Origin of the sequence: Streptomyces rubradiris, assembly GCF_016860525.1 — a bacterium.
GTDB lineage: Bacteria > Actinomycetota > Actinomycetes > Streptomycetales > Streptomycetaceae > Streptomyces > Streptomyces rubradiris.
In genome coordinates this window covers 4,016,807-4,037,530 of the sequence record NZ_BNEA01000015.1, presented here as the reverse complement: position 1 = coordinate 4,037,530, position 20,724 = coordinate 4,016,807, and the positions used below count along the sequence as shown (strand labels likewise).

Annotated in this window: 19 protein-coding genes; 10 read left to right on the top strand and 9 right to left on the bottom strand. The window is 72.5% G+C overall.

Going from position 1 to position 20,724, the window contains the following annotated elements; all coding sequences use genetic code 11:
- Positions 1-17 precede the first annotated feature (17 nt).
- Entirely contained in the window at positions 18-998 is a 981-nt protein-coding gene (locus Srubr_RS31065) for an NAD(P)H-quinone oxidoreductase (protein WP_189995091.1), read from the top strand.
- Between the two features lie 40 nt (positions 999-1,038).
- Here the strand turns inward: Srubr_RS31065 and Srubr_RS31060 are convergent, their stop codons facing one another.
- Positions 1,039-1,968: a hypothetical protein gene (locus Srubr_RS31060; protein WP_189995092.1), complete on the bottom strand. Its 930-nt coding sequence runs from the start codon at positions 1,966-1,968 to the stop codon at positions 1,039-1,041.
- A 174-nt stretch (positions 1,969-2,142) separates the two neighbouring features.
- On the opposite strand from Srubr_RS31060, the gene Srubr_RS31055 reads away from it, so the two are divergent.
- On the top strand, positions 2,143-2,682 hold the full coding sequence (locus Srubr_RS31055) for a bacterial proteasome activator family protein (RefSeq protein WP_189995335.1): 540 nt from the start codon (positions 2,143-2,145) through the stop codon (positions 2,680-2,682).
- Between the two features lie 227 nt (positions 2,683-2,909).
- On the opposite strand, the gene Srubr_RS31050 is transcribed toward Srubr_RS31055, so the two are convergent.
- Positions 2,910-4,559, bottom strand: a complete 1,650-nt coding sequence (locus Srubr_RS31050; protein WP_189995093.1) for a protein kinase domain-containing protein — start codon at positions 4,557-4,559, stop codon at positions 2,910-2,912.
- A gap of 343 nt (positions 4,560-4,902) precedes the next feature.
- Between Srubr_RS31050 and Srubr_RS31045 the strand changes: the two genes are divergently transcribed.
- Entirely contained in the window at positions 4,903-6,543 is a 1,641-nt protein-coding gene (locus Srubr_RS31045; RefSeq protein WP_189995094.1) for a protein kinase domain-containing protein, read from the top strand.
- A gap of 140 nt (positions 6,544-6,683) precedes the next feature.
- Here Srubr_RS31045 and Srubr_RS31040 read toward each other — a convergent pair whose 3' ends face one another.
- A complete protein-coding gene (locus tag Srubr_RS31040; protein ID WP_189995096.1) occupies positions 6,684-7,700 on the bottom strand; it encodes a phosphotransferase in 1,017 nt (338 codons plus the stop codon).
- A 542-nt stretch (positions 7,701-8,242) separates the two neighbouring features.
- On the opposite strand from Srubr_RS31040, the gene pdhA reads away from it, so the two are divergent.
- The 3 genes from pdhA to Srubr_RS31025 are packed head-to-tail and all read left to right on the top strand — an operon-like array spanning position 8,243 to position 11,867.
- Positions 8,243-9,460 carry a pyruvate dehydrogenase (acetyl-transferring) E1 component subunit alpha gene (gene pdhA / locus Srubr_RS31035; protein ID WP_189995099.1) on the top strand — a complete coding sequence of 406 codons (1,218 nt, stop codon included), beginning with the start codon at positions 8,243-8,245 and terminating at the stop codon, positions 9,458-9,460.
- A gap of 1 nt (position 9,461) precedes the next feature.
- The gene (locus tag Srubr_RS31030; RefSeq protein WP_189995101.1) at positions 9,462-10,439 is read left to right on the top strand and encodes an alpha-ketoacid dehydrogenase subunit beta; all 978 of its coding nucleotides are present in this window, start codon (positions 9,462-9,464) and stop codon (positions 10,437-10,439) included.
- 9 nt (positions 10,440-10,448) lie between these two features.
- Entirely contained in the window at positions 10,449-11,867 is a 1,419-nt protein-coding gene (locus tag Srubr_RS31025) for a dihydrolipoamide acetyltransferase family protein (protein ID WP_189995103.1), read from the top strand.
- Positions 11,868-12,183: 316 nt separating this feature from the next.
- Here Srubr_RS31025 and Srubr_RS31020 read toward each other — a convergent pair whose 3' ends face one another.
- From Srubr_RS31020 to Srubr_RS31010, 3 genes are all read right to left on the bottom strand, one after another.
- Positions 12,184-13,170 carry an SdpI family protein gene (locus Srubr_RS31020; protein WP_229926666.1) on the bottom strand — a complete coding sequence of 329 codons (987 nt, stop codon included), beginning with the start codon at positions 13,168-13,170 and terminating at the stop codon, positions 12,184-12,186.
- Positions 13,167-13,514, bottom strand: a complete 348-nt coding sequence (locus Srubr_RS31015) for a GntR family transcriptional regulator (protein WP_189995107.1) — start codon at positions 13,512-13,514, stop codon at positions 13,167-13,169. Before Srubr_RS31015 ends, Srubr_RS31020 begins: the two co-directional genes overlap by 4 nt.
- 106 nt (positions 13,515-13,620) lie before the next feature.
- The gene (locus Srubr_RS31010) at positions 13,621-14,523 is read right to left on the bottom strand and encodes a D-alanyl-D-alanine carboxypeptidase family protein (RefSeq protein ID WP_189995109.1); all 903 of its coding nucleotides are present in this window, start codon (positions 14,521-14,523) and stop codon (positions 13,621-13,623) included.
- A 197-nt stretch (positions 14,524-14,720) separates the two neighbouring features.
- Here Srubr_RS31010 and Srubr_RS31005 point away from each other — a divergent pair, with 197 nt between their 5' ends.
- Entirely contained in the window at positions 14,721-15,395 is a 675-nt protein-coding gene (locus Srubr_RS31005) for a GntR family transcriptional regulator (RefSeq protein ID WP_189995111.1), read from the top strand.
- Complete coding sequence (locus Srubr_RS31000) at positions 15,392-16,699, top strand: MFS transporter (RefSeq protein WP_189995113.1); 1,308 nt, start codon at positions 15,392-15,394, stop codon at positions 16,697-16,699. Before Srubr_RS31005 ends, Srubr_RS31000 begins: the two co-directional genes overlap by 4 nt.
- 34 nt (positions 16,700-16,733) lie before the next feature.
- Here the strand turns inward: Srubr_RS31000 and Srubr_RS30995 are convergent, their stop codons facing one another.
- Positions 16,734-17,558 (bottom strand): maleylpyruvate isomerase family mycothiol-dependent enzyme, encoded by an 825-nt coding sequence (locus tag Srubr_RS30995; protein ID WP_189995115.1) that lies wholly within the window; start codon positions 17,556-17,558, stop codon positions 16,734-16,736.
- A gap of 184 nt (positions 17,559-17,742) precedes the next feature.
- Here Srubr_RS30995 and Srubr_RS30990 point away from each other — a divergent pair, with 184 nt between their 5' ends.
- Entirely contained in the window at positions 17,743-18,543 is an 801-nt protein-coding gene (locus Srubr_RS30990; RefSeq protein WP_189995118.1) for a carbon-nitrogen family hydrolase, read from the top strand.
- Between the two features lie 112 nt (positions 18,544-18,655).
- Here the strand turns inward: Srubr_RS30990 and Srubr_RS30985 are convergent, their stop codons facing one another.
- Together Srubr_RS30985 and Srubr_RS30980 are read right to left on the bottom strand one after the other, a co-directional pair.
- Positions 18,656-19,150, bottom strand: coding sequence for an LURP-one-related/scramblase family protein (locus Srubr_RS30985; RefSeq protein ID WP_189995120.1), 495 nt, complete (start codon positions 19,148-19,150; stop codon positions 18,656-18,658).
- Positions 19,151-19,193: 43 nt separating this feature from the next.
- Positions 19,194-20,195 carry a helix-turn-helix domain-containing protein gene (locus Srubr_RS30980; protein ID WP_189995122.1) on the bottom strand — a complete coding sequence of 334 codons (1,002 nt, stop codon included), beginning with the start codon at positions 20,193-20,195 and terminating at the stop codon, positions 19,194-19,196.
- A gap of 51 nt (positions 20,196-20,246) precedes the next feature.
- On the opposite strand from Srubr_RS30980, the gene Srubr_RS30975 reads away from it, so the two are divergent.
- Positions 20,247-20,651, top strand: a complete 405-nt coding sequence (locus tag Srubr_RS30975) for a cupin domain-containing protein (RefSeq protein ID WP_229926667.1) — start codon at positions 20,247-20,249, stop codon at positions 20,649-20,651.
- The last annotated feature ends 73 nt before the right edge of the window (positions 20,652-20,724 follow it).

Below are 20,724 nucleotides of genomic sequence, written 5' to 3'. Positions count from 1 at the left end.
GGAGTAGCGTCACCGGCATGCATGCGATCACGATTCCCCAACCCGGTGGTCCCGAGGCCCTGGTGTGGACGGACGTCCCCGATCCGGTGCCCGGCGAGGGCGAGGTGCTGGTCGAGGTGGCGGCCAGCGCCGTCAACCGTGCCGACATCCTCCAGCGCCAGGGCGCCTACTCCCCTCCGCCCGGCGCCTCCCCCTACCCCGGCCTGGAGTGCTCCGGCAGGGTCGCCGCGCTCGGCCCCGGCGTCTCGGGCTGGGCCGTCGGCGACGAGGTGTGCGCGCTGCTCGCGGGCGGTGGCTACGCCGAGAAGGTCGCCGTACCGGCCGGGCAACTGCTGCCCGTGCCCGAGGGACTGTCCCTCCGGCAGGCGGCGGCGCTGCCCGAGGTGGTCTGCACGGTCTGGTCCAACGTGTTCATGATCGCCCATCTGCGGCCGGGCGAGACGCTGCTGGTGCACGGCGGCTCCAGCGGCATCGGCACCATGGCGATCCAGCTGGCCAAGGCCCTCGGCGCCAGGGTCGCGGTGACCGCCGGAACGAAGGAGAAGCTGGAGCGCTGCGCCGAGCTGGGCGCGGACGTGCTCATCAACTACCGCGAGCAGGACTTCGTCGCCGAGATCAAGCAGGCCACCGACGGCGCGGGCGCCGACGTCATCCTCGACAACATGGGGGCCAAGTACCTGGACCGCAACGTCCAGGCCCTCGCCGTCAACGGGCGCCTGGCGATCATCGGTATGCAGGGAGGGGTGAAGGGCGAGCTGAACATCGGCGCGCTGCTCGGCAAGCGGGGCGCGATCAGCGCGACCTCGCTGCGCGGCCGGCCGCTGGGCGAGAAGGCGGCCATCGTCGCCGCCGTCCGCGAGCACGTGTGGCCGCTGCTCGCCGCCGGGGACGTCCGGCCGATCGTGGACCGCGAGCTGCCGATGCCGGAGGCGGCCGAGGCGCACCGGCTGGTGGAGGCGAGCGGTCACATCGGCAAGGTGCTGCTGGTGGCGCCGTAGCGAGAGCCGGACGGACCCCGCCACGGCGGGGCCCGACCGGTCAGCTCCTGCGCAGCCTCAGACCCAGCAGGGCCAGGCCGAGACCCAGGCCGATGAGCACCAGGCCGCTGCCCAGCGGCAGAATCCGCAGGACCGGCTCCGTCACGGCCTCGCTCTGCCGGCTCGCCTGCCGGGTGCCGGGCCGCGGCGCGGGCGGGGTGGAGCCCGGGCCGGCCTCCTGGACCGGCTCCTCCGAGGCGGCGGGCACGTCCATCGTCTCCGGTTCCGCCGGCTGGACGGCCGGGGTGGCGGCGGAGTCGTCCTCGTCCTCCGTCTCCGCGTCGGGCGGGTCCGGCCGGCCCGGGCGCATCCGCCCCTCGCCGGCCCGGCTGCCCGCCCGGGTGGGTTCGGTCCAGGCCAGGGAGCGATAGGGGTGGACCGAGGCCGAGGCGGAGTCGGACGGCATGGGCACGGGGGTGGCGGAGTCCTTCTGCGCGGGGCCGGCGGAGGCGGAGGGCCCCCGGCCGGGCCGGTCATGGCCCGGGTGGTCCTGGCCTTGGTGGTGCCGGCCGGGCTGGTCGGGTTCCGCGTCGTCCCGCTCCCCGTCGTGCCGTTCCGTGTGGTTCCGGTCCGCGTCGTCCCGTCCCGTGTGGTCCCGGTCCGGGCGCTCCTGCGCCGGGGTGTTGTGGTCCGCGTCCGGAGGCCGGTCGTGCGGGGGCGCCCCGGCGGGCTGGGCGCCGGTGGAACGGGCCCCGGCGGAGTGGCCCGGGGACGGGTGCTCCGGCACCGCCCGCACCGGTGGCGCGTCCCGGGCGGGTCCCTCCCGCCTCTCGCCGTGGCTCGGGGCGGACGCGGTGGCCGGGCCCGGTTCGGCGGCGTGCGCGGGCGGACCGCCGTGTACGACGGCGATGCCGCACCACGGCAGCGTCGCGGCCGTGAGGACGGCCGGCAGCCGCAGACAGCGCGACGTGAGTCGCAGGCGTGGAGTCACGTCGGTGACCTCCCGGAGCCCAGGTGTCGTGACCGATGGATAACCGACGGGAACCAGCCTCACATCCCCTCCCGAAGAGGGCATTCCGGATTGGTCCGTCGGGACGAAACGGCGGATCCGCGCCACGCGGGGGCACCACGGTGGTGAGGTGGTGGCGTGCGAGAGAATGACGGCATGGAGATGCCGAGGAACGAACGGTCGCCGGAGAATCCCCAGATCCTCGTCGTGGGTCAGGACGGGATGGCACTCGGCGGCGGGGACGAGGACTCCCGTGAGACCCCGGTGACCGAGCAGGTGGAGCAGCCGGCCAAGGTCATGCGGATCGGCAGCATGATCAAGCAGCTGCTGGAGGAGGTGCGGGCGGCTCCCCTCGACGAGGCCAGCCGGGTGCGGCTGAAGGAGATCCACGCCAGCTCCGTGAAGGAGCTGGAGGACGGACTGGCCCCCGAGCTGGTCGAGGAACTGGAGCGGCTCTCCCTGCCGTTCACCGACGACGCCACTCCGAGCGACGCGGAACTGCGGATCGCTCAGGCACAGTTGGTGGGCTGGCTGGAGGGCCTCTTCCACGGGATCCAGACGACGCTGTTCGCCCAGCAGATGGCCGCGCGGGCCCAGCTGGAGCAGATGCGCCGCGCGCTCCCGCCGGGTGTGACCGGTCACGAGGGCGGCGACGAGCCCCACGCGGGCGGCCGTTCGGGCGGGCCCTACCTGTAACCCGTCGTACCCCGCGTGATCCGCGCCCGGAGCGGCCCACGCGATCCGATCCGACAACGGAAGGGCCCGGCGGACGACCGCCGGGCCCTTTTCATGTTCCGTGACCGCGGGCGCGTGTGCGCGCGAGAGCCGCGCGCTGCCTGCCCGTCACCGCGGGGGCGGGCGGTGCTGCCGGCCCGGCGGGGGACGGTCCGGGCCGTCGGGAGCGGCCGGGGCCCGGCCGACGGCTACTGCGGGGGATTGCCCGTCGACACGCCCAGCTCGATGGTGCCCACGTCGTCCGGGTCGACATCGGTGCCCTGGGCGGGGAACTGCTTCAGGACGGTGCCGTCTCCCCAGGTGTTGTCGTCCTCTTGGTTGATCTTCCACTTCCAGCCCGCGGCCTGGAGGCACTCCTTCACGGAGTCGATGTCCTTGTACCGGAAGTCGGGCAGCTCGATCTTGGACGAGTCCTGCCATGACTCCTGCGGGTCGGTGCACTCGCTCTCGTCGATCCGCCGGGTGTGGTCCGGCCCGCGGTAGCCCGCCCGGTGGGGCGCGGACGCCGAGGGGACGGCCTCGCCGCCCTCGGCGTCCGTTCCGTCGTCCTTCAGCGTCAGCGCGGCGGTCACCCCGGCGACCACGATGGCCGCCACCGCGACCGAGGCGATGATCACCGGCCGCCTGCCGCGCCCGGAGCCGCCGGCCGGCCGGGACGGCTGGGCCGGCCGGGGCGCCATCGTGTACGGCGGCGGGGTCTGGGCGGCGGCGCCCTGCGGGCCGTAGGCGGCGGGCGGGGCCGGGTAACCGGTCCGCGGCGGGTAGCCGTAGGCCGGGGCGGGCGGTGTCGGCGAGCCGTACGGGTGCGGTGCCGGTGCGGGCGCCGGCTGGTACGGCGTCAACGGCTGCCCCTGCGGCGCCGGGTTCGCCCGGTCGACCGGCGGGAACACCGCGGCACCGACGCCCGAACCGCTCTGCCGCGGCCCGGCGTCCGGCACGATGCTCGGCGTCGCCGCCTGGAGGGAGGCCGCGACGCGCAGGCACTCGGCGCGCATGGCCTCGGCGCTCGGGAACCGTTCGTTCGGGTTCTTCTTCAGCGCGCGGGCGACCAGCGCGTCCACGGCGGGCGGCAGCGCGCGGTTGACCGAGGAGGGCGCCACCGGCTCCTCCTGCACATGCGCGTACGCGATCGCCAGCGGCGAGTCCGCGTCGAACGGCAGCCGGCCGGTGACCAGTTGGAACAGCATGATGCCGACCGAGTACAGGTCGGAGCGGGCGTCCACGCCACGGCCGAGGGCCTGCTCGGGCGAGAGGTACTGCGGGGTGCCCACGACCATGCCGGTCTGCGTCATCGAGGTGACGCCGGACTGCATGGCGCGGGCGATGCCGAAGTCCATGACCTTGACCACACCGCGCTTGGTCGTCATCACGTTGCCCGGCTTGATGTCGCGGTGGACCAGCCCCATCTCGTGGCTGATCTCCAGGGCGGCGAGCACGTCGGCGGTGACCTTCAGCGCCTTGTCGGCGGGCATCGCGCCGTACTGCCGGACGTCCTCCTCCAGGACCGAGCCCAGCGGCCGGCCCTCGACGTACTCCATGACGATGTACGGCGTGGCCATGCCGTTCAGCTCGTCCTCGCCGGTGTCGAAGACGGAGACGATGTTGGTGTGCGTGAGCTTGGCCACGGCCTGCGCCTCGCGGCGGAAGCGCTCGCGGAACGCCTGTTCCCGGCCGAGTTCGGTGTGCAGGGTCTTGATCGCGACCGGACGGTCCAGCACCGTGTCGTGCGCCAGGTGCACCGAGGCCATGCCGCCCTCGCCGAGCAGGTCGCGCAGCTGGTAGCGGCCCTGGGCCAGGGCCTGCCCCGCGTACCGGCCCGGTGCGCCGTGCTGGCTCATCTCTCCGCGTCCCCCACTGGCCGTCCGGCGCCGTGATCCAGCGAACAGGCCTTGATCGAATGTCTCATTCCCGGCCAAGTCTGCCGGAGGGCACCGACACGTCAAGCTCGGTGCCCGTTCCGTGACCGTACGCGCAGGAAGCGTCGCGCAAGCGTTACAGGGGACGTACGACCGGCGCACAGAATTTGCACGACAGCGCCTGCTGGAGGTTTCATGACCGGTCCGTCTCGGGTCCGTCCCGGTTGCGGTTCCGGACCGGCGGCCCCCACGAAGGCTGTAGCGTGGCCGACGGAGACCGTAACAACACCGCGCGCACCGCGGGCAGAAACGACGGCGAGGACTGATGGCACAGACGCAGCGCTCTCAGGGCCCGTCCGACCCCGAGGCGACTGGCGGCGGCATGTCGGACGCGCCGGAGCTGTGGGGCAACGGCGGGCTCGTCGGCGACGGGCGGTACCGGCTCACGCACCGGCTCGGCCGGGGCGGCATGGCCGAGGTGTTCGCCGCCGAGGACGTCCGCCTGGGCCGCACGGTCGCGGTCAAGCTGCTCCGCGCGGACCTGGCCGAAGACCCGGTCTCCAAGGCGCGGTTCACCCGTGAGGCGCAGTCGGTCGCGGGGCTGAACCACCACGCGATCGTCGCCGTGTACGACTCCGGCGAGGACATGGTGGGCGGCCAGTCCGTGCCGTACATCGTCATGGAGCTGGTCGAGGGCCGCACCATCCGCGACCTGCTGATGAACGCCGAGGCGCCGGGCCCCGAGCAGGCCCTGATCATCGTCTCGGGGGTGCTGGAGGCGCTCGCCTACTCGCACCAGCATGGCATCGTGCACCGTGACATCAAGCCGGCGAATGTCATCATCACCCACAGCGGTGCCGTCAAGGTGATGGACTTCGGCATCGCCCGCGCCCTGCACGGCGCGTCCACGACGATGACGCAGACCGGCATGGTCATGGGCACCCCGCAGTACCTCTCCCCGGAGCAGGCGCTCGGCAAGGCCGTCGACCACCGTTCCGACCTGTACGCGACCGGCTGCCTGCTGTACGAACTGCTCGCGCTCAGGCCCCCGTTCACCGGCGAGACGCCGCTGTCCGTGGTCTACCAGCACGTCCAGGACATGCCGGTGCCGCCGTCGCAGGTCGTCGACGGCACCTGCCCGCCCGAGCTGGACGGCCTGGTGATGCGCTCCCTCGCCAAGGACCCCGACGACCGGTTCCAGACGGCCGAGGAGATGCGCGGCCTGGTCCAGTACGGCCTGCAGATGCTCTACGAGCAGGGCGGCCACACCGGCACCTGGAACACCGGCCTGGTGGAGGCGCCCGACGCCCGGCACACCCCGTCGGCCGGCTTCGCGGGCACGACCGTCATGCCGCACCCGGTGGACGCGGGCGGCACCGCGCAGATCCCGCAGCCGATCCTGCCCACGGGCTACGGCAGCGGTGACGACGGCGCCTTCGAGGGGCACGGCAACCGGGGCAGCGGACGCGGCAAGCTGTGGATCCTCGCCGTCCTCGCGGTCATCGCGATCTCCGCGGGCGTGGCGCTGGCGTTGAACAGCGCGAACGACGACGGAGGCAAGGGCGGGTCCGACACCAAGCCGTCCGCGACGCACTCCAAGAACACCGAGAAAGAGTCGCCCTCCGCGACCCCGACCGACGAGGACACCGGCGAGCCGTCGGACACCTCGGCGGGCACCGGTGAGTGGAACACGAGCGGCGGCGGCTCCGGCGGGGTGCCGGCGACCACGCCGTCGTACACCCAGTCGCAGTCGGCCTCCCCGCCCCCGAGCAAGCAGCCGTCGAGCCCGCAGACCACGCCGTCGCAGCCGACGGGCACGGTGAACGGCGGCACCGACGCCGGCACCGGTGACGGCGGCACGGACGAGGGCACCAGCGAGGGCAACACCGACGAGGGCACCACCGAGGGCGACAGCACCGAGGGGACCACGACCGTCGGCACCACCACCGGCGACTCCGCCGGTTGAAGCGCACCGGCGACGACCGGGCCGGCGACACCCTGAGGTGACGCCGGCCGCTCACCGCGCGCATTGAGGTGACGCCGCCTGTTCACCGCGCGGATTGAGGCGACGCCGGCCGTTCACCGCGCGGGGGCGGCGTCGGCCGTTCATCGTACGAACGCGTCGCACACCGCGTCGTACTCGCGCGTCCACCACACCGCGAGCGCCGACGCGGCCGGGAACTGGCAGTCCGCGCGGGTGTCGCCGCGTTCGTAGTGCCAGCGCAGCATCCAGAAGTCGTTCAGCCGCTCCCACCACACCCGGTGCACGGCCGCCGCCAGCTCCGAGGGCGTGGCACCGGCCGCGCGCCGGTACGCGCGCGCGTAGGCCCGTACTTTCGGCAGGTGCAGCCGTCCGGAGGGCCGCACGAAGAAGATGGCGGCGGCGCGTACGGCCTCCTCCGCGCGCGGCTGTACCCCGAGCCGGTCCCAGTCCACGATGGCGGCCGGGGCGTCGTCCTTGTAGAGCAGGTTGAACGGGTGGAAGTCGCCGTGCACCCAGCCCACCGAGCCGCCGCGCGGCGGGCGCCGGCCCGCGTGCTGCTCCAGCAGGGCGCGGCGCTCCAGCAGCCGGTGCCGGGCGAGTTCGTCGAAGGCGTCGGCGGGCCGGTGCCGGCGCACGTGCGCCAGCAGGTCGTCGATGAGGGCGAAGGTGTCGGCCGGGTCGGCGCTCTCCACGGGGTGCGGGCTCGTCGCCGGGCGGGTACGGCCCTTGGGCGGCATCACCCGCTCCAGACAGGCGTGTACGGCGCCCAGGAGCGCGCCGAGGCGGGCGCTCTCCGCGCGGGTGAGCTGACCGCCGTGGCGGTGTCCGCCGTCGATCCAGGGGTGCAGGGCGTAGGCGTGGCCGCCGACGACCGCGACCGTGCGGCCCTCGCGGTGCGCGAGCGGCGGGGCGACCGGGACACCGAGGTCGGCCAGGCGCTGGGTGGCCCGGTGCCGGCGCTCGATGGCGGCCGGGTCGGCGGTGTCCGGATCGAAGTGGTGCTTGAGGAAGTAACGGCCGCGGGTCGTGCACAGCCGGTAGCCGCGGTTGAGCAGCCCCTGGTCGACCGGCTCGCAGGTGAGGGCGGTACCCGCGGCGTACAGGCGCAGCAGGGCGCCCAGAGGGGGCGCGTGAGGCACGACAGGTGGTACACATGAGCGCGGCACGCGCCAGATGTTAGGGCACGCGCGGAGCCCGTGAGCTGGGCGTTGTCACAGGCAGTCGCCGACGGTCGCTTTCGGTCATGGCTCGGGCATGTGCTCGTACATCCGGGTGACAGTGAAGACTTCCCGGTAACGCCATCGCTTTCCGGCCCCGGGTAACCGGGCGGTAATAACGGGATTTCTCCTGCTTCGCCTACGAGTCCCGTCTCACATTGAACTCTTCCCGTGACCTGGGTCGGCGGGATAACGTGCGCTTGCTCGGGCCTGTCGCAAGGCTGTGACCAGCATGCTTTCCCATCCCCTCGATTTACTTGGAAATCCAAGCAAAATCGCAGGTCAAACGGGGTTTCACAGAAATGTGGGGCACTGGGTAACGTGATGGTTGCAGGGCGCTCGCCGGGGCACCTGTCACGCCTGTTCCCGGCCGAGTGGCACCCACCCCGTGCCCGGTGGTCGAAACAGGTGAGCCGCACTGGCCTACCGGCAACCCCGGGGGCCGGAACGACGGAGGAGCACACGTGACCGTGGAGAGCAGTGCCGCGCGCAAGCCGCGACGCACCGCCGCAGGCAAAGCCGGCACCACCGGCGGCAAGACCGGAACCACCGGCACCAAGCGCACCACCCGTACCACCCGCAGTACCGCGAAGAAGAGCACCGAGCCCGACCTCGTACAGCTCCTGACGCCGGAGGGCGAGCGGGTCGGGAACGCCGAGTACGACGCCTACGTCGCCGGCATCACCCCCGAGGAACTGCGCGGCCTGTACCGCGACATGGTGCTCACCCGCCGCTTCGACGCCGAGGCCACCGCGCTGCAGCGCCAGGGCGAGCTGGGCCTGTGGGCCTCCCTGCTGGGACAGGAGGCCGCCCAGATCGGCTCGGGCCGCGCCACCCGCCCGGACGACTACGTCTTCCCGACCTACCGCGAGCACGGCGTCGCCTGGTGCCGCGGCGTCGACCCGACCAACCTGCTCGGCATGTTCCGCGGCGTGAACAACGGCGGCTGGGACCCGAACAGCAACAACTTCCACCTGTACACGATCGTGATCGGCTCCCAGGCGCTGCACGCCACCGGCTACGCGATGGGCGTGGCCAAGGACGGCGCGGACTCGGCGGTCATCGCCTATTTCGGTGACGGCGCCTCCAGCCAGGGCGACGTGGCGGAGTCGTTCACGTTCTCCGCGGTCTACAACGCCCCCGTGGTGTTCTTCTGCCAGAACAACCAGTGGGCGATCTCCGAGCCGACCGAGAAGCAGACCCGCGTCCCGCTGTACCAGCGCGCCCAGGGCTACGGCTTCCCGGGCGTCCGGGTCGACGGCAACGACGTGCTGGCCTGCCTCGCGGTCACCAAGTGGGCGCTGGAGCGGGCCCGCAACGGCGAGGGCCCCACCCTGGTCGAGGCGTACACCTACCGCATGGGCGCCCACACCACCTCCGACGACCCCACCCGCTACCGGGGCGACGAGGAGCGGCTGGCCTGGGAGGCGAAGGACCCGATCCTGCGCCTGCACCGCTATCTGGAGGCGTCGAACCACGCGGACGAGGGATTCTTCGCGGAACTCGAGGCCGAGTCCGAGGCGTTGGGCAAGCGAGTGCGCGAAGCGGTCCGCACCATGCCCGACCCGGACCGGTTCGCCCTCTTCGAGAACGTGTACGCGGACGGACACGCGCTCGTGGACGAGGAGCGCGCCCAGTTCGCTGCCTACCAGGCGTCGTTCGCCGATGAAGGGGGTCACTGAGATGGCCGAGAAGATGGCGATGGCCAAGGCCATCAACGAGTCGCTGCGCCGCGCCCTGGACGCCGACCCCAAGGTCCTGATCATGGGCGAGGACGTCGGCAAGCTCGGTGGTGTCTTCCGGGTGACGGACGGCCTGCAGAAGGACTTCGGCGAGGGCCGGGTCATCGACACTCCGCTGGCCGAGTCCGGCATCGTCGGCACCGCGATCGGCCTGGCCCTGCGCGGCTACCGCCCGGTGGTGGAGATCCAGTTCGACGGCTTCGTCTTCCCGGCCTACGACCAGATCGTCACCCAGCTGGCGAAAATGCACGCCCGCTCGCTGGGCAAGGTCAAGCTGCCCGTCGTCGTGCGCATCCCCTACGGCGGCGGCATCGGCGCGGTCGAGCACCACTCCGAGTCGCCGGAGGCGCTGTTCGCCCATGTGGCGGGCCTGAAGGTGGTCTCGCCGTCGAACGCCTCGGACGCGTACTGGATGATGCAGCAGGCCATCCAGAGCGACGACCCGGTGATCTACTTCGAGCCCAAGCGGCGCTACTGGGACAAGGCCGAGGTCGACCCCGAGGCCATCCCGGCCCCGCTGCACAAGGCGCGCGTGGTCCGTGAGGGCACGGACCTGACCCTGGCGGCCTACGGCCCGATGGTGAAGCTGTGCCAGGAGGTCGCGGCCGCGGCGGCCGATGAGGGCAAGCACCTGGAGGTGCTGGACCTGCGCTCGGTCAGCCCGCTGGACTTCGACGCGATCCAGGCATCCGTGGAGAAGACCCGCCGCCTGGTCGTGGTGCACGAGGCGCCGGTGTTCTTCGGCTCCGGCGCGGAGATCGCCGCGCGGATCACCGAGCGCTGCTTCTACCACCTGGAGGCACCGGTGCTCCGGGTCGGCGGCTACCACGCCCCGTACCCGCCGGCCCGGCTGGAGGAGGAGTACCTGCCCGACCTGGACCGCGTGCTCGACGCCGTCGACCGCTCGCTGGCGTACTGAGGAGGGGACGTGACGACGATGACGGATGCGTCCGTACGCGAGTTCAAGATGCCCGACGTGGGCGAGGGGCTCACCGAGGCCGAGATTCTCAAGTGGTACGTCCAGCCGGGTGACACGGTCACCGACGGCCAGGTGGTCTGCGAGGTGGAGACGGCGAAGGCCGCCGTCGAGCTGCCCATCCCCTACGACGGCGTGGTGCGCGAGCTGCGCTTCCCCGAGGGCACCACGGTGGACGTGGGCACGGCCATCATCACCGTCGCCGTGGGCGGCGGCGCCGCGCCCGAGGCCCCCGAGGCGCCCGCCGAGCAGCCCCGGGCGGAATCCGCGCCGGCCGCGGAGGAGCCGAAGCCGGAGGGCCGCCAGCCGGTCCTGGTCGGCTACGGCGTGGCCACCACCTCGACCAAGCGCCGCCCCCGCAAGGGCCCCCAGGCCGATGTGCCGCCACCGGCGCAGGCGATCCAGGCCGAGCTGAACGGCCACGGCGGCACCCTCGCCGAGAAGCCGCGCCCGCTGGCCAAGCCCCCGGTGCGCAAGCTGGCCAAGGACCTCGGCGTCGACCTGGCCTCGATCACCCCGTCCGGCCCGGACGGCGTCATCACCCGCGAGGACGTCCACGCGGCGGCCGCCCCGCGCGCCGCCGAACCGGTCACCGAGGCCCCGGCCGCCGCACCGGCGGCCCCGGCCGCCGCCCCCGCGGCCCCGGTGCCCGTGGCGTCGTACGACACCGCGCGCGAGACCCGCGTCCCGGTCAAGGGCGTCCGCAAGGCCACCGCGCAGGCGATGGTCGGCTCGGCGTTCACGGCACCGCACGTCACCGAGTTCGTGACGGTGGACGTGACCCGCACGATGCGACTGGTCGAGGAGCTGAAGCAGGACAAGGACATGCAGGGCCTGCGGGTCAACCCGCTCCTGCTCATCGCCAAGGCCCTGCTGGTCGCCATCAAGCGCAACCCGGACATCAACGCCTCCTGGGACGAGGCCAACCAGGAGATCGTGCTCAAGCACTACGTCAACCTGGGCATCGCCGCGGCCACCCCCCGCGGGCTGATCGTGCCGAACATCAAGGACGCGCACGACAAGACGCTCCCGCAACTGGCCGAGGCGCTCGGCGAACTGGTGACGACGGCCCGCGAGGGCAAGACCTCACCGGCGGCGATGCAGGGCGGCACGGTGACCATCACCAACGTCGGCGTCTTCGGCGTCGACACCGGCACGCCCCTGCTGAACCCGGGCGAGTCCGCGATCCTCGCGGTCGGCGCGATCAAGCTCCAGCCGTGGGTCCACAAGGGCAAGGTGAAGCCGCGTCAGGTCACCACCCTCGCCCTCTCCTTCGACCACCGCCTGGTCGACGGCGAACTGGGCTCCAAGGTCCTGGCGGACGTGGCGGCGATCCTGGAACAGCCGAAGCGGTTGATCACCTGGGGCTGAGGCCCCGTCGGTGGGTAACCTCCGACAGATGAAGGGGACGGTCGCAACCAGCCTTCGCGACCGCCCCCTTCGTCATTCAGTGCCGGTCGGGCTTGTTCGAGCACGTCAGGTCTCGGCCCCACTTTCTCCCTGCACTTTCTACCTGCGGAAATGCCGAGACCGTAAGCTCCACTCACGGTTTTGAACGTCTTTCGGTGCTCTAGGGGCATGCGGTCGGCGAGAGCCTTCCGGGTGTTGCTGTGCCCGGGTTCCTTGCAGACATCCACCGCCGGCGACCAATGGCTTCCGTCCGGCATGGACCGGCGAAGCGGCCCGGTCAGTCGGTGGACGGCCGGGTGCGGAGGGTGTTGAGGAGGGCCGCTCCCCGTTCCGCGTCGTCCACGCTGACTGCGAAGTCGGCGCGGCGGCCCCGGGGCCGGATGACCAGGCAGTCGCCGGCGCGGAGCATGACCGTCGTGCCGAGGCCGCTGATCCGGTATCCCCAGCCGCCGACCTGGGACGGCCGCCGCTGCTCGGCGCGGGCGGTCTCGATGGCGTCCGGGGACCAGCGGCGGACGGGCCAGCCCAGCGGGCCGAACGACACCTCCAGGCCCGCCTCCGACACCTTCGCCTGGACCGAGGAGAACGTGGCGCAGCTGAGCGAGACGACGACGGACGCCGCGCACGTCGTCCCCAGCCCGGCGGGGCCGGCCAGACCCATGGCCAGGGCGACCAGCGCGACGACGGCCACCAGCCCGGCGACCGCCGCCAGCAGCCCCAGCCAGGGGTTGGCCGTCCGGGAGAACCACACCAGGCGTTCGCCCTCGGGCACCTCCAGCGTGGGCGCGGCGGCCGGGCCGGCGGCGGGCCGCGGGGCGAGCCGCCAGGTGGCCGCCACCGCGACCGCCGCCAGCGCGCCGATCAGCACCACTCCGAGCACCGGCTGGCGGGCCTGGTGCCAGTCGGTGTGGTCCAGGTTCGCCCGGACGACGGACACCTGGGCGCCGACGAGCACCGCCCCCATGGGCGCCAGCGTCATCGCCCGCCAGGGGTGCGCGGTCGTGCCGGAGCGGCGCGGGCGCACGCTCGTCGCGAGGACGGCCAGCAGCCAGACGCCGGCCGGGACCAGGCAGGCCGCCCACAGGGGGAGCGAGCCGTCGGGGGTGCCGCCACCGCTCCAGTGGGTCGCCGGCCGGTCGGGCAGCCGGTCCCGCAGGGCCCAGGGCAGTCCGGCGAGCACGGCCGTGACGCCCGCCGTCGCGCCGATCGGCCACCATCGCGCGGTACGGCTCCGGGACACCGGCCCGGTTTCCCCGCCCGTCATGTCAACCCCCGGATCATCTCGATGACATCGGTCCGGCTGTAGCCCAGCCGGGACGCTTCCGCGACCAGCTCACGCACCCTGATCTGGAGGCCGGAGCGGCGGGCCGCCCCCTGGGCGACCGTGATGCCCCGGCCGCGCCGGAACTCCAGCAGGCCCTCGTCGCGCAGCTCGCGCAGTCCGCGCAGCACGGTGTTGACGTTGATGTCGAGGGCCGCGGAGAGGTCCCGGGCGGAGGGCAGCCGATCGCCGGCGCGGCACTCGCCCTCGGCGATGGCCCGCCGGACCGCCGCGGCGACCTGTTCGTGCAGCGGGCGGGTGTCGGACGTGTCCAGACGCAGCAGCATGGTGCCAATGAAACTAGCACCATGCGTGCCAATGAGGAACCGGGTACAGCGAGAAGGGGGCCCGCCGCGGCAAGCGACGGGCCCCCTACGGGCGAGTGGGACGGTGTCAGCCCAGGCGGGCGAAGCCGTAGTTGAGGAGCTTCTTCGCGTCCGCCTCGCGGTTGGCGATGGAGGAGGAGGCGAGGACGGTGCCGATGACCGTCTTGTTCTTCCGGGTCGCGGCGAAGACCAGGCAGTACTTGGCCTCCGGGCCGGAGCCGGTCTTCACGCCGATGGTCCCGCTGTAGCTGCTGAGCAGCCCGTTGGTGTTCTTCCAGGGGGCCATCGTGCGGGTGCCGCCCGACTTGGTGCGGGTCTTGGCGGTGTACGTCTTGGTCTTGACGATCGCGCGGAACGTGGAGTTCTTCATCGCGCTGCTGGCGATCTTCGTCAGGTCGCGCGGCGTCGAGTAGTTGCTGCCGTTGCCGATGCCGTCGAAGGAGTCGAAGTGGGTGTTCTTCAGGCCCAGGTTCTTGGCGGCGGTGTTCATCTTGCCGATGAAGTTCTTCACGCGCGCCGCCCGGGTCGAGCCGGAGCCGTACTTGTCGGCGAGCGCGTAGGCGGCGTCGCAGCCGGACGGCAGCATCAGGCCGTACAGCAACTGCCGGACGGTCACCTGGTCGCCGACGATCAGATGGGCCTGGGAGGCGTTGTTCTTGACGACGTAGTCGCTGTACGCCTTCTGGATCGTGACCTTGGCGTCGAGGTTGAGGTTCGGCTGGGCGAGCACGACCTTGGCGGTCATGATCTTCGTGGTGGAGCCGGTGGAGAGCCGGGTGTCCGCCTTCTTGCCGTACAGCGTCGAGCCGCCCGCGTTGTTCATCAGGTACCCGCCCTTGGCCACGATCGAGGGCGCGGTGACGGCCTGCGCGGGCGCCGCGGTGAGGGCGCCGGTGGCGGCCAGCGCGCCGGCGGTGACGGTGACGACGGCGGCCCTGCGGAGACTGGTGCCCTTAATGCCGGTAATCAACTGATGTACCTCGAATGTGTTGAATGCCCCTGATGTGCGGCCGAGTTGAGGTGGGTGCGCAAGAGGGCCGCATGTGTGTGACACGTAAGTAGCACAGATGGTTGTGCGGTCGCCGGGGGAGGGACGTTTCCAGGCCGCGGGGGTCCGCATGGTGGACGGCCCACCACTTGCGCACGTGTTGTATCTATCCTGTGGGCATGAGAACGGCCGTCGAGCATCCCGCGTCCCAGTCCCTCAAACAGCCACCCGCCGCCGAACGCGTGTACACCCACGTCAAGCAGGGCGTGCTCGACCGCCGCTACGAGGGCGGCACCCTGCTGACCGAGGGCGAGCTGGCCGAGGCCGTCGGGGTCTCGCGCACGCCCGTCCGGGAGGCGCTGCTGCGCCTGGAGGCCGAGGGCCTGATCCGCCTCTACCCGAAGAAGGGCGCCCTGGTCCTGCCGGTCTCCGCGCAGGAGATCGCGGACGTGGTGGAGACCCGGCTGCTGGTCGAGGAGCACGCGGCCCGCAAGGCGGTACCCGCCCCGCCGGGTCTGCTGGAGCGGCTGGCCGAGCTGCTGGAGCGGCAGAAGGCGCAGGCCGCCGCCGGGGACCTGGCCGCCGCCGCGGTCACCGACCGCTGCTTCCACGCCGAGATCGTGCGCAGCGGGGGCAACGAGATCCTCTCCCGGCTCTACGACCAGCTACGCGACCGCCAGTTGCGGATGGGCGTCGCCGTCATGCACTCCCATCCCGACCGGATCGCCAAGACGCTCGCCGAGCACGAGGAGATCCTGGACGCGCTGCGTGCCGGGGACGCCGAGACGGCCGTCGGGGTCGTGCACCGGCACGTGAGCTGGGTCTCCAACCTCGCGCGGGGTGAGGTCCGATGAGCGCCCCGGGGCGCGACGCCACCCTCCCGGGCGACCCCCCGGGCGGCCGCCGGGCGGTCGTCGTCTGGTCCATAGGCGTGGCGGTCTACTTCGTCGCCGTCATCTTCCGCACGTCGCTGGGGGTGGCCGGGCTCGACGCGGCCGACCGCTTCCACGTGGGCGCCTCCGCCCTCTCCACCTTCTCCATACTCCAGCTGCTGGTCTACGCCGGCATGCAGATACCCGTCGGCCTGCTGGTCGACCGGCTCGGCACCAAGAAGGTGCTGAGCATCGGCGCGCTGCTGTTCACCGTCGGACAGCTGGGCTTCGCCTTCTCCCCGTCCTACGGCACCGCGCTCGCCTCCAGGGCCCTGCTGGGCTGTGGCGACGCGATGACCTTCATCAGCGTGCTGCGGCTGGGCACCCGCTGGTTCCCGGCCCGCCGCGGCCCGATGGTCGCGCAGCTCGCGGGGCTGGTCGGCATGGCGGGCAACCTGGTCTCCACCCTGGTCCTGGCCCGGCTGCTGCACGGCGTCGGCTGGACCCCGGCGTTCGCGGGCAGCGCGCTGGCGGGCGCGCTCGTCCTGGTGCTGACCCTGCTGTTCCTGAAGGACCACCCCGAGGGCATGGAACCGGAGCCGTCCCCGCACCGGGGCGCCGCCTACGTCCGCGGGCAGATCGCCGCCGCCTGGCGCGAGCCGGGCACCCGGCTGGGCCTGTGGGTGCACTTCACCACCCAGTTCCCGGCGATGGTGTTCCTGCTGCTGTGGGGCCTGCCGTTCCTCGTCGAGGCGCAGGGGCTCAGCCGGGCCACGGCGGGCGAGCTGCTCACCCTCGTCGTGCTGTCCAACATGGTGATCGGCCTGGTGTACGGCCAGATCGTGGCCCGGCACCACGCGGCGCGGCTGCCGCTGGCGCTGGGCACGGTGGGCGCGACCGCGCTGCTGTGGGCGGCGACCCTGGCCTACCCCGGGCGGCACGCGCCGATGTGGCTGCTGCTGGTGCTGTGCGCGGTGCTCGGCGCGTGCGGGCCGGCGTCCATGCTCGGCTTCGACTTCGCCCGGCCGGCCAATCCGCCCGAGCGGCAGGGCACGGCGTCCGGCATCACCAACATGGGCGGCTTCATCGCCTCCATGACGACGCTGTTCGCGATCGGCGTGCTGCTGGACGCGACCGGGGACGACTACACCGTGGCCTTCGGCTCCGTGTTCGTGCTCCAGGCGCTCGGGGTGAGCCAGATCCTCCGGCTGCGGGGGCGGGCGGCCCGGCGGGAGCGGGAGCAGTTGATCTCCAGCCGCATAGAGACGGTGCACGTGCCCGCGTAGCCCTACGGCGAGAGTGCGCTTTTGGTGGCAGGGCTTACGGGGTGACCGCGAAGTTGCGCAGGATGGCCGCCGCCAGCTCCTGGTCGCCCTCCGTCTTCACCCGGTCCGCCACCGCCTCGGGGGAGACCCGGCCGCAGGCCAGGCGGACGTAGGTCTCCCAGTCGAGGGTGAGGGTGGCGGCCGGGCCGAGGGCGGGGACGGTCTCCACGGTGCCGCGGCCCTGGATGTCGACGCGGACGGTGCGCAGGAACTCGACCGGGCCGTGCACGTCGAACACGATCGCCGAGCTGCGCGGGGCGTTCGCGTCCCGCGCGACGACCTTGGGCAGCGCATCGAGCAGCACGTCCCGGGTGACGTACGCGCCCGGCGAGTCCAGGCTGCCGGGGCGGCCGAGGGCCGTGCGCAGGTCCTGCTCGTGCACCCACACGTCGAACGCCCGCATGCGGTAGGCCTGCTCCAGGGTGATCTCCTTGCCGAGCGGGCCGCGCACCAGGGTGCCGGGGTCCCGGGACTCGCCCCGTATCTGGCGGTTGCGGCGGATGACCGTGTACTCCAGCTCGGCCGTCATCTCCGGCGCGGTGTGGTGGCGGCGGACGTCGACCTGCATCTCCATGTAGCGCTGGTGCTCGGTGGCGACGTGGAAGAGGTCGCGCGGCAGGGCGTGGATGGGGCGCGGGTCGCCGAGCATCTCGCAGTCCATGCCGATGACGTGGGAGATGATGTCGCGCACCGACCAGCCGGGGCACGGGGTCCGCCGGTTCCACTCGCCCTCGACGAGTGACTGGGCCATCTCGGATATCGCTTCGATGGAGTGCGTCCAGGCGTCGGCGTAGGGCTGGAGAGTGGGATGCAGACTCACGGAACGGGACCCCTCGGCGGTCGGTACACGGGCGGGTTTGCGGCGGTTTCACCGGCGGACGGCGGCTGCACTTCGGCGGGTGTCTTGAGACGCTAAGTTACGCTGCGGAAAGGCACCCCGGCAGTGCTTTCGTGTGACGATCGTAGGCCCGTATGGACGACTCGAATCCCAGGACGGTGGTAGTGTGCGCGCCTCGCTGATCCAAGCAGCCGTGGACGAGCGGGAACCGGCCGACTCCCGGCGCCGGCGCCTGGCCGCGCTGGTGCGCGAGCAGAGCGGCGCCGACCTCGTCGTCCTGCCGGAGCTGTGGACCACCGGTGCCTTCGCCTACGAGGAGTTCGGCCGCGCGGCCGAGCCGCTGGAAGGGCCGACGTACGAGGTGATGGCCAAGGCGGCGAGCGACGCGGGCGTGTGGCTGCACGCGGGCTCCATCCCGGAACGCGACCCCGAAGGCCCCCTCTACAACACCTCGCTCGTCTTCTCCCCCTCCGGTGAACTGGCCGCGGCCTACCGCAAGATCCACCGCTTCGGCTTCGACAAGGGCGAGGCCGTGCTGATGGGCGCGGGCCGGGACCTGGTGACGGTCCGGCTGCCGGAGACCACGCTCGGCCTGGCCACCTGCTACGACCTCCGTTTCCCCGAACTCTTCCGCGCGCTGGCCGACGCGGGCGCCGAGACGCTGGTGATCCCGGCGGGCTGGCCCGAGCGGCGACGCGCGCACTGGACGCTGCTGGCTCAGGCGCGGGCGGTGGAGAACCAGGCGTTCGTCCTCGCCTGCGGAACGGCCGGGACGCACGCCGGAGTTCCCCAGGCGGGTCACTCGATCGTGGTGGATCCGTGGGGCGAGGTGCTCGCGGAGGCCGGCCCCGGCGAGGAGGTCCTCACGGTCGACATCGACCCGGTGAAGCCGGCCGCGACCCGGGAGCAGTTCCCGGCGCTGAAGGACCGCGTCCTGGGCCTGGAACCGCCCCGGCACCGGGCCTGAGCCTCCTCGCGGCCGGGGCCGGGCCCCTCTCGTGGCCTCGGTCGGGCCCCTCCCGCGGCCGTAGTCAGTCCTCTCCCGCGGGGCCGGGATCAGTACTCTCTCGCGGCCGGTATCAGTCCTCCTCGCCCTCCTTCTCGGCGAGGTGGATCACGCACACCGCGACCGCGATCAGCAGTGCCGGATCGGCGTCGTCCCGGACGACGTCCACGCCGTAGGTGTCGCGGACGGTCAGCCAGCGGCGGGTGATCACCGCCAGGAGTTCGCCGTCGTACTCGACGGCGAACTCGCGGTCCAGGACTCTGCCGCTCACGTCCAGCTCGGTGCCGTCCGCCAGGGCGACCCGGTAGTGGTTGCGGAGCAGGGACAGCCGCTTGCGCCGGACGCGGGCCAGGGCCTCGCCGTCCCGTTCGATCACCATGGTGTCGCGCAGCGCGAACATCTTCTGGTGGATGTCGATCAGGACCCGCCCCTCGGTGTCCTTCAGCTCGAAGGTGTCCCGCAGCCGCATGGCCTTGCCGTCGACGAGGTAGGTCTTCCGGCCGTGCTCGTCCTCGATCCACCAGTCGTCACCGATGCCGAGGATCCGGTCGCGTACGAGGAATCTCATACGGTGCATGCTTCCCCGGCGCTGGGCGGTCGTCACAAAGCCGTCATACGGGCACGGCCCCCTCTCCCGGCACCCCGCCGAACCGCTTGCGGTACGCCGACGGGCTCAGCCCCGTCTGGCGGCGCAGCCGGGCGCGCAGGTTGGCCGCCGTGCCCAGGCCGCTGCGCGCCGCCACCACGTCCAGCCGCTCCTCGCCCCGCTCGATCAGCCGGCAGGCCAGCGCCACGCGCTCCCCGGTGAGCCAGGCCAGCGGTGTCGTGCCGAGCTGGCTGCGGAAGCGGCGGTGCAGGGTGGCCGGCGAGACGGCGGCGCGGGCGGCGAGAGCGGCGACGGTCAGCGGCTCGCCCAGGCGTTCCTGCGCCCAGGCCAGCAGCGGGCCGAGGGACTCGTCGGGCACCTCGGGCACCGGGCGCTCCACGAACTGGCGTTGCCCGCCGTCGCGGTGGGCGGCGAAGACCAGGCGCCGGGAGACGGCGTTCGCCATCTCCGCCCCGTGGTCGCGGCGCCAGATGTGCAGCCCGAGGTCGAGCGCCGCGGCGCTGCCCGCCGCGGTGAGGATGTCGCCCTCGTCGACGAACAGCACATCGGGCTCCAGCCGCACCGCGGGATGCAGGTCCCGGAAGGTCTCCGCCCACATCCAGTGGGTGGTGGCCCGGCGGCCGTCCAGCAGCCCGGCCTCGGCGAGCGCGAAACTGCCGGTGCAGAAGCTGACGACGCGGGCGCCCCGCGCGTGGGCGCGGCGGATCGCGGCCAGGACGTCCGGCCCGCGCGGCACGACGTTGTCCGGGCGGCCGGGCACGATCAGGGTGCCGGCGGTGTCCACCGCTTCCAGGCCGGACAGGCCGCCCATGGTGAAGAAGCCGTGGTTCATCCGGATCTCGGGGCCGGGCGCGCACAGCGTCACCTCGTAGAGGGGCCCGTTCAGGCCCAGTTCGGGGCGGGGCAGCCCGAACATCTCGGTGGCGACACCGACCTCGAACGGGTTGGTGCCCGCGTCGACGAGCACCGCCACCCGGTGCGGGGCCTGAGAGGATTCTTGCGGCATATGCGATTCCTAGCACTCGTACGGCGGCCCGGCCACCCGCACGATGAGCGCATGGCACACACGGAACACACAGCACCGGTCCTCCTCGCGCAGGCCCTCGCCTCCTTCACCGAGCAGTGGAGCCCCCGCATCGTCACCACGGTCAACGACTACGACGTGCGCGTGGCGAAGGTGGAGGGCGAGCACCTCTGGCACGTGCACGAGAACACCGACGAGTTCTTCCTGGTCCTGTCCGGGGAGCTGCACATAGGTCTGCGCGAGCCGGCCGGCGAGCGCACGGTGGTGCTGCCCAGGGGCTCGGTGTTCACCGTCCCGCGCGGCACCGAACACAAGCCGTACGCGCGCGTGCCCACCGAGATCATGCTCTTCGAGCCCGCCGGCACCCTCACGGTGGGCGACCGGCACGAGGAGGTACCGGACCACGTGGACGTCACCGCGGGCCACGCCCTCGGCTGACCGGGCGGTGGAATCCACCCGGCGTCGGAGCGGCGGGCCGGTGAACTTCTCGCGTTGTCACGGAAGTCGCCCA

Bases quoted from the DNA above. Each gene is read 5' to 3' on its own strand.
- Srubr_RS31065 (WP_189995091.1), top strand. From the start codon at position 18: ATGCATGCGATCACGATTCCCCAACCCGGTGGTCCCGAGGCCCTGGTG.
- Srubr_RS31055 (WP_189995335.1), top strand. From the start codon at position 2,143: ATGGAGATGCCGAGGAACGAACGGTCGCCGGAGAATCCCCAGATCCTC.
- Srubr_RS31050 (WP_189995093.1), bottom strand. From the start codon at position 4,559: ATGAGCCAGCACGGCGCACCGGGCCGGTACGCGGGGCAGGCCCTGGCC.
- Srubr_RS31045 (WP_189995094.1), top strand. From the start codon at position 4,903: ATGGCACAGACGCAGCGCTCTCAGGGCCCGTCCGACCCCGAGGCGACT.
- Srubr_RS31030 (WP_189995101.1), top strand. From the start codon at position 9,462: ATGGCCGAGAAGATGGCGATGGCCAAGGCCATCAACGAGTCGCTGCGC.
- Srubr_RS31020 (WP_229926666.1), bottom strand. From the start codon at position 13,170: ATGACGGGCGGGGAAACCGGGCCGGTGTCCCGGAGCCGTACCGCGCGA.
- Srubr_RS31015 (WP_189995107.1), bottom strand. From the start codon at position 13,514: ATGCTGCTGCGTCTGGACACGTCCGACACCCGCCCGCTGCACGAACAG.
- Srubr_RS31005 (WP_189995111.1), top strand. From the start codon at position 14,721: ATGAGAACGGCCGTCGAGCATCCCGCGTCCCAGTCCCTCAAACAGCCA.
- Srubr_RS31000 (WP_189995113.1), top strand. From the start codon at position 15,392: ATGAGCGCCCCGGGGCGCGACGCCACCCTCCCGGGCGACCCCCCGGGC.
- Srubr_RS30985 (WP_189995120.1), bottom strand. From the start codon at position 19,150: ATGAGATTCCTCGTACGCGACCGGATCCTCGGCATCGGTGACGACTGG.
- Srubr_RS30980 (WP_189995122.1), bottom strand. From the start codon at position 20,195: ATGCCGCAAGAATCCTCTCAGGCCCCGCACCGGGTGGCGGTGCTCGTC.
- Srubr_RS30975 (WP_229926667.1), top strand. From the start codon at position 20,247: ATGGCACACACGGAACACACAGCACCGGTCCTCCTCGCGCAGGCCCTC.